This window comes from Providencia sp. wls1914, assembly GCF_009706645.1.
GTDB lineage: Bacteria > Pseudomonadota > Gammaproteobacteria > Enterobacterales > Enterobacteriaceae > Providencia > Providencia zhijiangensis.
Genome location: NZ_WLUN01000004.1, coordinates 123,462 through 138,701, shown reverse-complemented (window position 1 = coordinate 138,701; position 15,240 = coordinate 123,462). Strand labels below are relative to the sequence as shown.

Annotated in this window: 12 protein-coding genes and 1 pseudogene; 2 read left to right on the top strand and 11 right to left on the bottom strand. The window is 44.2% G+C overall.

What is annotated here, in order from left to right; all coding sequences use genetic code 11:
- Positions 1-12: 12 nt before the first annotated feature.
- The 9 genes and pseudogenes from GKR74_RS02785 to apt form a co-directional block, all read right to left on the bottom strand.
- Positions 13-1,326 carry an inosine/guanosine kinase gene (locus GKR74_RS02785; RefSeq protein WP_036952541.1) on the bottom strand — a complete coding sequence of 438 codons (1,314 nt, stop codon included), beginning with the start codon at positions 1,324-1,326 and terminating at the stop codon, positions 13-15.
- Positions 1,327-1,434: 108 nt separating this feature from the next.
- Positions 1,435-2,562: an LPS O-antigen length regulator Wzz(fepE) gene (wzz(fepE), locus tag GKR74_RS02780; protein WP_154602437.1), complete on the bottom strand. Its 1,128-nt coding sequence runs from the start codon at positions 2,560-2,562 to the stop codon at positions 1,435-1,437.
- Between the two features lie 108 nt (positions 2,563-2,670).
- Positions 2,671-3,648: pseudogene (gene hemH / locus GKR74_RS02775) on the bottom strand (ferrochelatase).
- A 141-nt stretch (positions 3,649-3,789) separates the two neighbouring features.
- The gene (gene adk, locus GKR74_RS02770) at positions 3,790-4,434 is read right to left on the bottom strand and encodes an adenylate kinase (protein WP_036952549.1); all 645 of its coding nucleotides are present in this window, start codon (positions 4,432-4,434) and stop codon (positions 3,790-3,792) included.
- A 192-nt stretch (positions 4,435-4,626) separates the two neighbouring features.
- Complete coding sequence (gene htpG, locus GKR74_RS02765) at positions 4,627-6,501, bottom strand: molecular chaperone HtpG (protein WP_154602435.1); 1,875 nt, start codon at positions 6,499-6,501, stop codon at positions 4,627-4,629.
- 352 nt (positions 6,502-6,853) lie between these two features.
- Positions 6,854-7,453 (bottom strand): recombination mediator RecR, encoded by a 600-nt coding sequence (recR, locus tag GKR74_RS02760; protein WP_154602434.1) that lies wholly within the window; start codon positions 7,451-7,453, stop codon positions 6,854-6,856.
- Positions 7,453-7,782 (bottom strand): YbaB/EbfC family nucleoid-associated protein, encoded by a 330-nt coding sequence (locus GKR74_RS02755; protein ID WP_006659291.1) that lies wholly within the window; start codon positions 7,780-7,782, stop codon positions 7,453-7,455. Before GKR74_RS02755 ends, recR begins: the two co-directional genes overlap by 1 nt.
- Positions 7,783-7,825: 43 nt before the next feature.
- Positions 7,826-9,772, bottom strand: a complete 1,947-nt coding sequence (gene dnaX / locus GKR74_RS02750) for a DNA polymerase III subunit gamma/tau (protein WP_154602433.1) — start codon at positions 9,770-9,772, stop codon at positions 7,826-7,828.
- 118 nt (positions 9,773-9,890) lie between these two features.
- On the bottom strand, positions 9,891-10,442 hold the full coding sequence (gene apt / locus GKR74_RS02745) for an adenine phosphoribosyltransferase (protein ID WP_036952557.1): 552 nt from the start codon (positions 10,440-10,442) through the stop codon (positions 9,891-9,893).
- Positions 10,443-10,585: 143 nt separating this feature from the next.
- Between apt and priC the strand changes: the two genes are divergently transcribed.
- Positions 10,586-11,134 (top strand): primosomal replication protein PriC, encoded by a 549-nt coding sequence (priC, locus tag GKR74_RS02740; protein ID WP_154602432.1) that lies wholly within the window; start codon positions 10,586-10,588, stop codon positions 11,132-11,134.
- A gap of 10 nt (positions 11,135-11,144) precedes the next feature.
- Positions 11,145-11,315: a DUF2496 domain-containing protein gene (locus tag GKR74_RS02735; protein ID WP_154602431.1), complete on the top strand. Its 171-nt coding sequence runs from the start codon at positions 11,145-11,147 to the stop codon at positions 11,313-11,315.
- Between the two features lie 6 nt (positions 11,316-11,321).
- Here GKR74_RS02735 and mscK read toward each other — a convergent pair whose 3' ends face one another.
- Positions 11,322-14,717 carry a mechanosensitive channel MscK gene (gene mscK / locus GKR74_RS02730; RefSeq protein WP_154602430.1) on the bottom strand — a complete coding sequence of 1,132 codons (3,396 nt, stop codon included), beginning with the start codon at positions 14,715-14,717 and terminating at the stop codon, positions 11,322-11,324.
- A 158-nt stretch (positions 14,718-14,875) separates the two neighbouring features.
- The gene (locus GKR74_RS02725; RefSeq protein ID WP_154602429.1) at positions 14,876-15,229 is read right to left on the bottom strand and encodes a DsrE/DsrF/TusD sulfur relay family protein; all 354 of its coding nucleotides are present in this window, start codon (positions 15,227-15,229) and stop codon (positions 14,876-14,878) included.
- Positions 15,230-15,240 lie beyond the last annotated feature (11 nt).

The following is a 15,240-nucleotide window of genomic DNA, read 5'->3' as shown; positions in this document are numbered from 1 at the left end:
ACTTATTCCAAGTTAGCGATCCCAATAGGACTCTTCTAAGCTATCTTCTTTTTCTGGTAGCCCGCGAGTTAAGCGCGGTGAATGCTGAGAAAGCACCTGATAACTTACACGGTTCGCATACTTACACACCTGTGCCAGTGAGGAGTAAGTGAGATATTGACGCTCGTGCTTACTGGAATTAGGCACATTTGAACGGTGATAAGAGTTCGCCGTAATATCATGCAGTAACGCAGATAAAGCACCATCACCCGCACCATTGGTATTCATGATTTTTTCGGGACCGCCCATATAAGGTTCAATATGAGAGAAAATGCGACGAGGCTGTTTGCAATCTTGCATGCGCATCGCGCGACTAAATTCATACAGGTTAAATTCAGCAATTGCTCCCGGCAGTAGTGGGTGCTGAGTTTTACGTTTATATTCTTCTTCCGTAAAACCTGCCATATACAGCCCTGAAGGCCCAGCTGTACACAGAACAAGGTCAACCCAATCTAGCGCCATATTAGATGCCAATAGGGGATCGCTAAAGCCAGTTAATTCCAAGGCTTCATCTTCGTTCATGGCGACCACTGAGACATGATCTTTAAGGAAATCACGCCAGAATTGCGGATCTTGAGCGATAACAAACTTGGTTCCCAATGTCAGTACCACGGGAACATTATGTTTTTTCGCATAATGGATAGCTTGCATCGTCGCATCCGGCATTGTTTCCCCCGGCTTACAACGCACTAAATAAGCCGTTAATACCAGCGCTGATGCACCTGCAATAATCTCTTCAGGAATGCTATCGGGGTGTAAGCGGTTCATATGCCCCGGGCTAATCGCAAACGTACGTTCACCGTTATCAGTGACGAGCGTAAAACAGCGCCCGATAGGACCGTCTACCCCTTGTAGGTAGTTTAGATCCATACGGCTTGAAGTATGGCAGAGGTAGCGATAAGCATAACTACCAATCTGAATATTGTTACACATCGTGCCCAATAAGACAGAGCGGTCATCGGCTAAGACAGAGTAATTGTGAAGCGTATTTCCTATCGTGCCGCCTGCAAATTCATGGGTGATCAGTTTCTTATCGGTGAGCTCTTTGTAGAGCGCTTCAGCCGCATCATCTTCGATAACTAAAGAGTGACCTTTACTTAATTGATAACGTTCAATAAATTCATCATCAATTTTGGCTTCAATATCGACGAGCGTTTGGTCGATACCCACAATATACGATTTGCAGTTTTCATCGTCAGAGAGCATCTCTTTCATCGGTTGTAAAAGAGGATCTCTGAGGGAGACGGGAAAGTAATGTTTAGATTTGCGTTGACCGGGGAATTTCATATTGGGAACATTAAAAAAGGAACATTTCCGTATTCTAACACGATAAAACAAAACCGGCACCCTTCGATAAAAAGGTGCCGGTTAGGTATTTATAATGCTTTAGAGTGATTACTTGCGGCGAGTATTTTGCTGATTATAGTTACGGTACAGGTCACGACCTAGTACAAACGCACAGCTCATAATAAAGCCAAGAATAGCGCCTAATGCCACGATAAGCATCGATTTAGGGGAGTCTTTAGTAATCGGTAAATCCGGAGTCAGGATAAATCTCACTGGCTCAAAATCTAATTCTTTAGTTGTGAGTGAGTTTAAGTTTTCAATATAGACTTTTGCATTTTGCAGTTTTTCACTGATCAGCGCTAAGTCGCGGTTCTTTAACTCAATGCCCAATTTTTCTTCTAACGCTTCTGAACCTAATGCAATTGGATAATCAGGGTCATCATTAATTGCCACTGAATCTCTTGCGATTGGACGTGTAATTCCAGCGGCTTTCGCGATGGTAATAGCGCGTTTTAAACGCTCAATTTTAACGTCATAAGAAATCTGGATTTTGTTGGTATCTTGTTTTAATGCTTCAACGCTATAAATCAGTTGGCGTGCAATCGCATTATCCACTTCAGTTTTCATTCTTTTACGGACAATACTCGCTGTATAGCGAATATACCCGTCCATTAAATCTTGCGCTTCAACCGCTGTTGGCGCGGTAAATGACAGAACGATGTCGCTATCATCACTGTCTTTTTCTTTACCGTTGTATTTCAATTTAATCGAATCCGCGATGATGCGATTCACTAAGCGTTGAACCTCGAGAGGATCATTTTTATTCTCGAGTTTATCAAGCAGTGTTTTAAAATAATCGGTGCTTTTAACGAAGGCTTCTTGGTTAACTTTAGAACGGTATTGAACGATAAATTCGTTATAAATACGCTGAGAACCCAAGTCAACTTCCATGCCTAATGCATTTAAGCGTGCTGAAAATTCATTAGCTTCTTTTACCTCTTCAGACGTTGGCGGAATAATAACCGCTTCACTCGTCCACTTCTGAGGTAACATTTTGACAACCCCAATACTCAGTGCGGTAACAATGACTGTTGCTATAATAATCAATAATTTATTCTTGAACAGAACCGCCACCAGCGCCATGAGATCGATCTCATCATTGTGCTGCAATTTATATTGCGGATCTTGCTCTAGCTGTTTTTTTAATTCTGGAGATAAATTGGTTTTTTCAGTCATGTTAATTCCAAACAACGCACTCTAAATTGTACCATTGAATATTGAGGTCATAATTATAGTCAAAATTTAAGTTTTGGATATAACCATTAACCTTCTTTATGAAATTACCTATCAAATCACTCTTTCTAAGTGATTTTTCAGAATTAACTGAATCATATTGATGCTGATATCGCTGTCATTCAGTGCAGGAATATAACGATATTGCTCACCACCATTATGTAAGAAAAATTCTTTATTTTGCTCACTAATTTCTTCTAAGGTTTCTAAACAGTCCACCGAAAAACCAGGGCAAACCACTTGAACTGACTTAACCCCTTCTGACGGTAGCTTTTTCATCGTCTGATCCGTGTATGGGCTTAACCACGGTTCACGACCAAATCGAGATTGGTAAGTCATTAACACTCGGTCACTTGGAAATTTCAGGGCCTGCTTTAATAATTCTGTGGTTTGCTCACACTCTTTATCATAAATATCCCCTGAATCGCAGTAACGCTGCGGGATACCGTGGAAAGAGAGGATCAACCTATCCGGCTCACCATGTTCCGCAAAACTGGCTTCGATAGATTCCGCTAAGGCTTGAATATACGCTGGGTGTGTCGCATAGCTGCGAATAAACTGCACTGACGGGATAGTCCGCATCGGTTTAAAGGCGCGAGTGATGGCTTCATAAACCGCGGCAGTCGTGGTGCATGAATATTGTGGATACAGCGGTAAAACCACTAATTCCGTCACATCTTGTGCAATCAAGTTGTCGATAGCACTCTTTATTGACGGCGAGCCGTAAGTCATTCCCAGCTCAATCGGCGTATTAGGAAAAAATGCAGATAATTTTTCTTTCTGACGCTGTGAATAAACCAATAATGGCGAACCTTCATCCATCCAAATTGAGCCATAAAGTTTTGCTACTTTGGAAGCGCGGATTGGCAAAATAGCGCCATGTAAAATCGGCTTCCAAATCAATGGGGAAACATCAATAACACGCGGGTCAGTCAAGAATTCAGCTAAATAGCGTTTAACGGCTGTTGTTGTTGGGGCATCGGGTGTCCCCAAATTTACCAATAGAATTCCATATTTTTTTTCTAACATTAGAACAGCTCCTAATTGATAATCATTCCCAACAATAACAGATTTTAGTAACTAATTTTGCCAACTTGTGGCACAAAAAGAAAGGCAGCGTTTTTGCGCTGCCTTGTTTATTTGAATCTATTTAGATCACGCTCAGAAAAATTAGCCTAAAATTTTTGCTAACTCTGCGCTCACTTCAGTCACTTTGCGAGTACCGTCTAACTTGAAGTACTGAGTGCTGCTCGCTTTCGCTTCATTTTGATAGTAAGCGATTAATGGCGCTGTCAGTGCATGATATTCAACCAAACGTTTACGAACCGTGTCTTCTTGGTCGTCTTTACGGATAGTTAATTCATCGCCAGTTACGTCATCTTTGTTTTCAACTTTAGGTGGGTTGAAAGTGACGTGGTATACGCGACCTGATGGTGCGTGAACACGGCGACCAATGATACGCTCAACAATGATTTCGTCAGGAACATCGAATTCTAAAACGTAATCAACGTTGATGCCTGCTTCTTTCATTGCATCCGCTTGAGGAATGGTACGCGGGAACCCATCCAACAAGAAGCCATTGCGACAGTCATCTTGTTTGATGCGCTCTTTCACTAATGCGATAACCAGTTCATCAGTCACTAATTTGCCGTTATCCATCAGCTCTTTAGCTTGTAAACCTAATTCGCTCCCTGATTTTACAGCGGCACGTAACATGTCGCCGGTTGAAATCTGAGGGATCCCAAACTTCTCCATAATAAATTGAGCTTGAGTGCCCTTACCAGCGCCTGGAGCGCCAAGCAGAATGATACGCATTGCGTAAACCCCTTGCTATTTAGTTTTTTATAATTTGAAAAGAAAACGCTCTACCATACCATTAGCATGGCATCTGACTCAAGAAGACACGTAAACGTTTTCCCATTTATCTTTTTTCGCAAAAGAAAAAAACCACGCAAAAAATCGCTTTTTTACGTGGTTTATGTTCGAAAACGAAAATACCTTAATGGACTACTTTAAAAGTAATTCGTTGATTTTTTTGATGAATAAGTTTGGATCTTCCAGCGTACCGCGTTCTGCCAGCAAGGCTTGGTCGAGTAGTACATCCACCCAATCTGCAAACACGCTTTCATCTTCCACTTCAGACGCTTTTTTCACCAATGCATGGCTCGGGTTCAGCTCGAAGTTATATTTCACTTCTGGCGCCGCTTGACCCGCAGCCGCGAATAATTTCGCCATTTGGGTGCTCATTTCATCCGCATCAGTGGTCACAATGGCTGGTGTATCGGTTAAACGATGAGTCAGTTTCACCTCTTTCACACGGTCGCCCAAGAAGGTTTTTACGCGCTCAACAAATGGCTCTAACTGCTTCTCGGCTTCTTCTTGCTCAGCCTTGTTTTCATCTGCTAACTTGTCTAACGACTCATCAGCTTTGCTCACAGATTGGAACTGTTTGCCATCAAACTCAGAGAGGTAGTTCATCATCCATTCGTCAATGCGATCGGATAACAGCAGAACCTCGATGCCTTTCTTACGGAACAGCTCTAAATGCGGGCTGCTTTTCGCGGCAGCGTAGCTATCGGCAGTGATAAAGTAAATCTTATCCTGACCTTCCACCATGCGGCTTACGTAGTCTTCCAGCGAAACATTTTGTACGCTACTGTCGTTATGGGTGGTTGCAAAGCGCAGCAGTTTTGCAATCGCTTCACCATTGCCCATATCTTCCGCAGGGCCTTCTTTCATAACCAGCCCGAATTGCTGCCAGAAAGTTTGGTATTTCTCTGCGTCGTTTTTCGCCAATTTTTCCAGTGTTTGCAGAACACGTTTTGTCAGTGCACTGCGCAAGTTGCGAGTCAGTGCGCTGTCTTGCAGAATTTCACGGGAAACGTTCAACGGTAAATCGTTGGAATCCAATACCCCACGAACGAAACGCAGGTAATTAGGCATAAACTGCTCAGCATCATCCATAATAAAGACGCGTTGAACATACAGTTTTAAACCGTGGCGCTGGTCGCGGTTCCACAAATCAAATGGGGCTTGAGATGGAATATACAGCAGACTGGTATATTCCTGTTTCCCTTCCACACGGTTATGCGCCCACGTTAATGGGTCAGCGTAGTCGTGGGAGATATGCTTGTAGAACTCAATATATTCTTCGTCTGAGATTTCAGATTTGCTGCGCGTCCACAGTGCTTTCGCTTGGTTGATTTTTTCCCAAGTAACGGTGCCGTCTTCTTCGTTTTTCTCTTCGATTTCAACAGGCAGAGCAATATGGTCAGAATACTTGCTGATAACGGAACGTAAGCGCCAGTTATCTAAAAACTCTTTTTCGTCATCACGTAGATGTAAGGTGATTTCGGTTCCGCGATCGGCTTTTTCGATATCTGCGATAGTGTATTCACCTTCGCCAGCAGATTCCCAGAATACCCCTTCGCTCGCTTCAGCACCCGCTGCACGGCTGCGTACGGTGACTTTATCGGCAACGATAAATGCGGAGTAGAAGCCCACACCGAATTGGCCGATCATTTGGCTATCTTTGACTTGGTCACTGCCTAATGATTCTAAGAATGATTTGGTGCCTGATTTAGCGATAGTACCTAAGTTTTCAATGACTTCTTCACGGCTCATACCGATGCCGTTGTCACTGATAGTTAGCGTACCTTTGTCTTTGTCTGCGCTAATACGCACACGCAGTTCGCCGTCATTTTCATACAGTTCAGGCTTAGATAATGCACGAAAACGCAGTTTATCCGCCGCATCGGATGCGTTGGAAATTAGCTCACGCAGAAAAATTTCTTTGTTTGAGTAAAGAGAGTGGATCATCAACTGTAGCAGTTGTTTGACTTCTGATTGAAACCCACGAGTTTCTTGTCCTTTCATACTCATTAATCGCCTCTATATCATCAATCTAATAGTTAGTTTTGACTTATCGATGGAAACTAATTTGGGGACAAAAAAATAGAATTCAACCACTAACTACAAATTAGTAGCCAAATTAATCTAAACGAAAGGAAATTACCAAAAACTACGATGCTTTGCTTTGAAGGTTTTGAATTAAGGTTTTTGCTTTGAGGGGTTTGCCTTTAAATTTTAAAAACAACTCCCCACCATCATCCTCTAAATAATTTGTGCCGTAGCTAGGCGTCGAATGCATTAATCCCTGGGAGCATACACAAGTATGTGACTAGGGTTGATGCATGAAGACAACAACGCTACGGCGCAAAGAATGACGAGGACTTTAGAGCCGTTGGCGTCCCGCCAACGAGTGAGAAAGGGTGGTTCCGTCAACCATCTCTAACTCCCCACCGACAGGCACCCCATGCGCAATCCGGCTCGCCGCCACCCCATACTGCGCACACATCTGCCCAATATAGTTCGCCGTCGCCTCCCCTTCCACTGTCGGGTTGGTCGCCAAAATCACTTCAGTGATGTTTTCCGATGCCAGTCGCTCTTCGAGCCTATCTAACCCAATATCCATCGGTCCAATGCCATCTAATGGTGACAGATGCCCCATGAGTACGAAATAGCGACCTGAGAATTGACCGGTTTGCTCGATAGCATAAATATCTGCGGGGCTTTCCACCACGCAAATCAGCCCATTTTGCTGACGGCGCGGGTTATCGCAGATATTGCAGGTGTCTTGCTCAGTAAATGTGCGGCAATCGCGGCAATGCCCGATTTCGGACATTGCACGAGTCAGAGACTGAGCCAAACGCATTCCGCCACTACGGTCACGTTGCAGAAGTTGGAAAGCCATTCGCTGCGCTGACTTGGGTCCCACACCGGGGAGACAGCGCAGCGCTTCCATCAATGATTCAAGAAGCGGACTCGTTTGCATTAGAATGGCATCTTAAAGCCTGGTGGCAGTTGCATACCGCTAGATACGCTAGCCATTTTTTCTTTTTGCGTTTCTTCGATACGACGAGCTGCGTCGTTGAATGCCGCAGCAATCAAGTCTTCCAGCATATCTTTGTCGTCTTCTAACAGGCTAGGATCGATTTCAACACGACGGCAGTTATGTGAACCGTTGATGGTCACTTTGACTAAGCCAGCACCAGATTCGCCAGTAGCTTCGAGTTGAGCGATTTCTTCCTGAACTTTCTGCATTTTATCTTGCATTTGCTGGGCCTGTTTCATCAGGTTACCCAATCCACCTTTACCAAACATAGTTTTCTCTCACAACTGAGGCTACAGATTCGCAACTGTAGCGTTAAACGGGGCGAATACTCTCTTCATCCAATTGCGCATCAAACATGGCGCGCAATTTTTGAATTGTTTTATCCGCAATAATAGACTGACGGGCTTGCGCCAGTTTCTCTTCATAAATCGCCTGACGCCACTCCAGCGGCGTTTTCACCGCCGTATTATCATCGTGAACGATTTTCAGTTCAACAGGGCGACCATAATGTTCACTCAACGCGTCTTGCAACGCTTTGAGAGCGTTAGGTTTATCAAGATGGCGTTGAGCGGAGCGCAAGTGCAATACAATTTGCGACTCATCCAATTCTTCTTTATATGAATTCAAAGCCAATTGTTCAACTAGCTTCGGAATATTTAATTGCGCAATTTCCCCTGACCAACTATCACGCTCGCGCCCTTCTTCGGTGATTTTTATTGCTAATTCAGGGGTTTTCTCATATTCCAACGCCTCTTTGATTTCAGTTGGCGTTGTTACTGCGTCTTTTGCGTCAAGAACTTCACCATTTTGAGGCTTCCACTGGTAAGGCTTCGGCTTCGCAGGCTTCGTCTTCTGTGACGCTTTTTCCATCACATTTTGCTGATGTTTGCTGGTTACCGCGGCCAGCCGTTCAAGTGCTGAAACCGCCGGCTTAGCCCTTTCGGACGTCACCGGATGAGTCTTTTTTGGACTCGGATCCTCACTTTGTGGCGTTTGTAGTGCCTGTCTGGCTTTTAATAGCTGCAATGTTGGGCTATTTTCCGGTAAGTTCTCTGCGCTCGCAGGCTGTGGGGCCGGGCGTCTTACCGTTGATGGTGCTGGCTCTGGCTGAAAAGTGGACGTCGGCGCGCTTGAAACTAATTTCGGCGGCAATTCCACTTCTTCAATAATGCTCTTTGGGTGGAAGGCTAGCGCTCTTAATAGCGCCATTTCCACGCCCATGCGTCTTTCTGGCGCGAATGTCAGTTCTTTGCGCCCCACCAGCAAGGTTTGGTAGAACAGTTGAAGATCCGCTGGAGAAATTAATCGTGCCACTTGTCTTAGGCGCCCTTCCGTGGAGGAAGGATCGGTTTCTTGTTCCGCGGGCAGTAGTTGGATCATCGCGATGCGGTGAAGCTGAGAGAGGATTTCAACCAGTAAGTTTTCCCAATCAGCGCCACGGGAAGCAGCTTGCTCGACTTGGGCCATCACACCAAGACCATCCGCACGAACTAAGGCTTCAATAATGGCGAGCGGCTGCTCATCGTCAAGTGTGCCCAGCATTTGGCTAACGATATCCGCAGTGACTTTACCTTGCCCCATGGCAATTGCTTGGTCAGTCAAGCTCAATGCATCACGCAAACTGCCGTCTGCGGCGCGGGCAATCAACTGACGAGCGCGAGTATCGTGCTCAATATTTTCCGCGTTTAGGATCAACTCAAGCTGTTCGCTGATTTGTGGGACATCCAACGCTTTTAGATGGAACTGCAAGCAGCGGGATAAAATCGTGACAGGCAGTTTTTGCGGATCGGTCGTCGCCAGTAAAAATTTGACGTGTTCCGGCGGCTCTTCCAGTGTTTTAAGCAACGCATTAAAACTGTGGCGCGACAACATGTGAACTTCGTCAATAAGATAGACTTTAAAGCGACCACGCGCTGGTGCGTACTGGACGTTATCCAGTAATTCTCGCGTATCTTCGACTTTAGTGCGTGATGCCGCGTCAATCTCAATCAGGTCAACAAATCGCCCCTGTTCAATTTCCAAACAGTTGGCGCATTTTCCGCAAGGTGTTGCCGTGATCCCCGTTTCGCAGTTTAACCCTTTGGCAAACAAGCGGGCGATCGTGGTTTTCCCGACACCGCGGGTACCCGAGAAAAGATAAGCGTGATGAAGCCGTTGGTGCTCAAGCCCATTAGCAAGTGCAGTCAACACATGCTGCTGACCAACAACGTCTGAAAATTTTTGGGGGCGCCACTTACGGGCAAGTACCTGATAGCTCATGGATTCCACTGTTATTCAACATGGGACATTGATAAATATAATAATAGTACCATGCTACCACAGCCTCAACCCATTGGGCGAGACTGCAGTAAAAATAGTAAGAAGAGTGTGGAGCAGATTAGTGGCCTGGGAACTCAACAAGACTATAGGAAGTAACGCCTTCTTTTGCTAAACGCTCAACACCGCCTAAATCTGGCAGTCCGATAACGAAAGCAGCATCCACCACTTTTGCGCCTAGCTGTTTGATCATTTTCACGGTCGCTTCGACAGTACCGCCAGTTGCTAACAGATCATCCACCACCAGCACGTTGTCTTGCGCGGTAATGCTGTCTTTGTGGATTTCCAGAGTGTCGGTGCCGTATTCCAGATCATACGTCATACTTAAAACTTCACGCGGTAATTTGCCTTTTTTACGCACAGGCACAAAACCTACGCCTAAGCGTAATGCAACAGGAGCGCCGAACAGGAAACCACGGGCTTCAGTACCAACAATTTTGGTCACACCTTTGTTTTGATAATGCTCAACCAGCATATCGATTGTCGCTTGATAAGCCGCCGGGTCATTTAACAGTGTGGTAATATCGCGAAACAGCACACCCTCTTTTGGATAGTTAGGGATAGTCGCGATACTTTCTTTAATCAATTGCAGTTGTTGCTCTTTAGCGGTCATAATAAAAACCAATATAGTAAATACGAAAGGGTAGAATCTATGCAAACTACCATAAAAATGCAATAAGAAGCCGTCTATTTGCTGTAAGTTTTATTGTTGGATATCAATATTCCGCCACTTTTCACATTTATTGAGAATAAAAAATGAAAACACAGGCTCTGTTAGAGGCATTGAAAAAGCAGATTGATGAGTTAGCTGAGCGCGTCGCCCCCATCAAAGACCATGAGTTTTCACACTCCCGATTTGATATGCAGCTATTTAGCCATAAATCCACCAAACTGGGTGATTGCCAGAAAGAGCTCAATACCTTGTATCAGCAATTGTGTAATAGCGTTTCGCTAAACCATGCCCAGCAAGTGAACTTTTTAACCGAAAAAATCGTGCATCAAATGCAAGCTATTTCCCGCGAACTCTCCACTCAAGGATTACGGGAAAAAGAAGATTCTTTTCGGACGAAAAAGGAACAGGTTGATTTATATGAACGTTTATCACAACATCAAGATTATGAACGCCGTTTGCAGGCTATGGTGAGCGAAAAAGAGCTCTATTTAAGTGGCTTAACTGACTCACATTTACAGCACCAGTGCCAAAAAGAGCTCGCCGCATTAGCCGGGCGCTTATACCGCTGTAGACAAGCATTAATGCGTATTGAAAAAGCCATCGAGCACCAAGAAAACCAATTTTTTGATTAGAGGGTCGTGAATGGAAACACTGGACACTGCACCACTCGAAACCCAGCTCGCGGTGGATTTAATTTACTTATTAGAATCGGCTGAAGTCGATACCCATACCGTCTTGAAAGCATTAGAGATAGTTAAGCAGGATTATCTCAACAAACAGGCCGCCGAAGCAGCCTGTCAGAATGGTAATTAACGCAGGTTATTTTTCATCGCCATTTTTATCATTATCTTTGTCTTTGATAATTTTCGTCACTTCCTGCACTTCATCACCCTGATTGTTATGCAAATGCACTTCTAATTGATTGAAGGCGATATTGATATCGTTTTCACGGCATAACCGGTCAATTTCACGGTTCACTTCATCACTGGTGATGGTACGCTCACCGATCTGGCGTACATAAAAACGCAGTTCGTGGTCTAACGTGCTAGCGCCAAAACTTAAGAAGTAGGCTGCAGGTGCAGGGTCCGTCATCACTTTGCTGTTAGAGGTTGCCGCTTGCAGTAATACGCGTTTCACTTTTTCCAGATCTGAGCCATACGCAACACCTAAAGAGACCGTAATTCGCGTAACCGTGTCTGAGAGCGACCAGTTGATTAAGCGCTCAGTAACGAATGCTTTGTTCGGGATAATCACCTCTTTGCGATCGAAATCCACAATCGTAGTGGCACGAATACGGATCTTACTGATCGTTCCCGAGTAAGTCCCGATGGTGACTGTATCCCCAATACGAATCGGTCTTTCGAACAATAAAATAATCCCCGAAACGAAGTTCGCAAAAATTTCCTGTAAACCAAAACCGAGACCAACGGTTAAGGCAGCGGCTAACCATTGCAACTGATTCCATGTCACCCCTATCATCCCGAGGGAAGCAATCGCCCCGATACTGACAATCACATAGGTCAACATGGTGGTGATGGCATAGGTGGAACCTTGGCGAAGTTTGAGGCGTGACAACACCAACACTTCCAATAACCCTGGTAAGTTGCGCGTCATAATCCACGCCACCACTACAATCACCACCGCTAAAATTAGGTTGGCCAAAGTCACATGCTGCATGATATTCGCCCCTTCCGCTGATGTAGCGGTATAGCTCCAGAGTTGGATACTATCGAGGAAGGAGAAAATCGTAATAAAATCAGACCAAATGGCGTAAAACGCAAACGCAAAGATAATAAACAGCACCATTGTCGTTAAGCGCAGAGACTGCTGGCTAATCAACTCAATGGTCATAGGCGGCTCTTTGATAGGCTCGTTTTCAGTTTCTTCTTGCTGTTTTGACTGCGCTCGACGCTCAAGCGCACGCTTATACGCCAGTTTTCTAGCGCCTAAACTTAAGCCTCGCAAGCAGACATTATACGTGATGTACCAAAGCACCAGAAGATACAAGCTATCTAACCAACGGTTGGCTAAACGGAGTGTGGTGTAATAGTAACCCGCGATCATCAAACCGATTAAAATTAACGGTGAGAATGTCAGTAACGTGATCAAAATGGAGCGCGTTAAGTGGCTACCCGTTTCCTTCCAAACCTGTTTACAGAACGGAATAGTAAAAATACACAATAATAATAAACAGATAGAAACCACGAGCTGCCCAATCACATCCTCAGACACCTTCAGCGGGTTAATCATTCCATAGGTGGAAAAGAAGATAAGCGGGATCAGCGGTACCGATAAACGCACCATTCGACGACGCATACGCTGGGCATTTTCATGTTCAATATTAAAGTGTTTCTCTGCAATACCTTGAGGTTTTAATACCCTAAACGTTAATTCAAATAGCGCCCAGAAAATCGCAAGTTGCAAGAAATAAGACCAAATAAACTCCCCTTGCAGGTTACCGGTTTTTAAGAACCAGTAACCAATGGCGATAACCACTAATGAGATTGGAATGGTTTGCAGCAACGTGAGTAACAGGGCCAACGGTGTATTCAGTACGCTGTCGTTACGCAAGCTGGATAAACGCAGGTCAATATCATGTAGACGCTGAGTGATTTTTCGATTCAACCAGATAAAGATCAGTGCCGCCAATAACAACGGAATCGTCACCCACAGCGAGCTCAGCAAGCCTTTTTTCAGGCTCGATAATGAAAAATCAAAATCGAGATGAGTTAGTTGATTTTTGGCCGCCTCTGGGAACGCTTTTAACCACTCAATATCCATCGGTTTATTACTGTTTACCCAGAAAATCTGCTGAGCCAAAGTATGCTCAAGGGAGCTGACCACGCTCAATAACTGGTTTTGATCCAGTTGCAAATTAATGGCTTGGGAAATTTGACCGCCTAATTGTAAATTCAATTCATCCAATAATTCACGGCGAACATCCAGGATTTTTACCAGCGCAGCTTTATCTTCTGGGGTAAACAAGCGGGCATTTTCTTGCTCTCCGACCTTAACCGCTTGCTCATGCTCCAGATTATTAATGTAATCCGTAGGTTGGTATAACGCATCACGCTGCTGGTTTATATCAAACTGCTCCAAACGTAGGTCGGCGATGGTGACAGGCAAATTTTTGGTGAGAATATCCGCGGGTAAATCAATTTGTTGCTGAAAAAGAATTCGCGATAGCAGCAAGCTTCCGCGTAATACGTTGATTTGCTCTTTTAAGTTTCGTTCTGATTGAGTGGCGCGTTCTAACCAAGTTTTTACTCGGATACCATTTTGCACCATTTTGTTGCCGTCTTGAGTCACTTCAATCAAGCGGTTGCTCAGCTTGTTATTGATCTCCACCTCTTTTTGAATAATCGGATTTTGCTGTACGGCATCATCCGTAGAGGTGTTTTGTGCTTCACGGACTGTCGATTGAGAATCACTGAGACGCACTTTGCTGATAGCGTCTTGGATCACCTGAATTCGGGCATCGAGTTGCTCAATGTACGCCGCCGTGTAATCACGCTGTTTCTGCAAAACATCTTGGAGTTGCGTATTAGCTTGGAGAACGCGCTTTTGAAATTCGTTTTGCTGCTGTAGAAGGTATTGCTCAAGTTGCAGCATATTCACTTGTGTGGTGCGCAGCTTGCTAGAGTCGGTCAATGTGCTGTTAAGTTCGTTGCGGATCTCTTGCAGTCTTCGAGCATTGTCCAACATGATAGCTTGGGCGCGCTCAGGTTGAGTTTGCAAACCGATCAGTTGACTGTTGTATGTGGCGAGATCATTTTGCTCAGCTTGCAGGTTATCCAAATGGGTTGCCAACATGGACTCTAATTGTTGCAGGCTGCTATTTTCAATTTGGTGCTGAAAGTTAATATCAGGATTTTCACTCTGATTTTTTATTTGTAATAAACCTTGAACCGCTTTTTTTGACTCTTCACCGGAGTGACTTAATTTTTTTTGCAGTTCGTCTGAACGCTGATCGAGTTTTTCCAGTTCATCATAATAATTTAATGACTTTTCCAAATCGGCGATAGCGAGTTTATCTTCTTGCCCTGCATTGTTTTTTTTATTTAGCGAATTGAGCTCTGTTTTTATCTCGTTTTTGCTGGGAAGGTTACTAATTGTTGCTGCGGAAATTTGAAAAGAGAAAAAGGTGATGGCAAATGCCAAAAATATTCTAATTGAATATAACCACGCTTTTCTGTATTGCATTAGTGGGCCCATGATATCTCGTTGTGATCCTACTATTATCTAACACTTAAATTGTTTAGTTCTAATATACTTAGATCTAATATACTGAGTTCTAACTTGCTATTTGAGCTGCAATTTTGACAAACCGCAGCTCAATTCTCAAAAAGCTTTTTTAATCTATGGCGATAAAATTAAAAGGTGAGAACTTTTTCAGCATCTAATGTCCACGCAGCCAAATCAACTAATGTACCGATTTCGACACCATCAATTAATGGTAGCTCACTGATACCACGAGCATCAGTACAGGTTTTGCATAACTTAACAGGGACATTTTGCGCGGTTAAAATCTCTAACATTTGCTGAAGGTTATACCCTTCTTTCGGTTTTTGCGCTGTGATCCCAGCAGTAACTGCGTCAGACATTAAGAAAATTTTCAGGTCGGTTTGTGGGTGTTGCTCTTTTAGCGTGATAGCTAAGCGCAGAGAGTTAAACAACATTTCACTTCCGTATGGCGCGCCATTCGCAATGATCAAAATGGATGACATGGTTTTCTCCG

What these genes read in the sequence shown, in the direction of transcription:
- priC (WP_154602432.1), top strand. Translation starts at nt 10,586, where the DNA reads ATGAAAACACAGGCTCTGTTAGAGGCATTGAAAAAGCAGATTGATGAG.
- dnaX (WP_154602433.1), bottom strand. Translation starts at nt 9,772, where the DNA reads ATGAGCTATCAGGTACTTGCCCGTAAGTGGCGCCCCCAAAAATTTTCA.
- adk (WP_036952549.1), bottom strand. Translation starts at nt 4,434, where the DNA reads ATGCGTATCATTCTGCTTGGCGCTCCAGGCGCTGGTAAGGGCACTCAA.
- GKR74_RS02725 (WP_154602429.1), bottom strand. Translation starts at nt 15,229, where the DNA reads ATGTCATCCATTTTGATCATTGCGAATGGCGCGCCATACGGAAGTGAA.
- mscK (WP_154602430.1), bottom strand. Translation starts at nt 14,717, where the DNA reads ATGGGCCCACTAATGCAATACAGAAAAGCGTGGTTATATTCAATTAGA.
- recR (WP_154602434.1), bottom strand. Translation starts at nt 7,453, where the DNA reads ATGCAAACGAGTCCGCTTCTTGAATCATTGATGGAAGCGCTGCGCTGT.
- GKR74_RS02785 (WP_036952541.1), bottom strand. Translation starts at nt 1,326, where the DNA reads ATGAAATTCCCCGGTCAACGCAAATCTAAACATTACTTTCCCGTCTCC.
- GKR74_RS02735 (WP_154602431.1), top strand. Translation starts at nt 11,145, where the DNA reads ATGGAAACACTGGACACTGCACCACTCGAAACCCAGCTCGCGGTGGAT.
- GKR74_RS02755 (WP_006659291.1), bottom strand. Translation starts at nt 7,782, where the DNA reads ATGTTTGGTAAAGGTGGATTGGGTAACCTGATGAAACAGGCCCAGCAA.
- htpG (WP_154602435.1), bottom strand. Translation starts at nt 6,501, where the DNA reads ATGAGTATGAAAGGACAAGAAACTCGTGGGTTTCAATCAGAAGTCAAA.
- apt (WP_036952557.1), bottom strand. Translation starts at nt 10,442, where the DNA reads ATGACCGCTAAAGAGCAACAACTGCAATTGATTAAAGAAAGTATCGCG.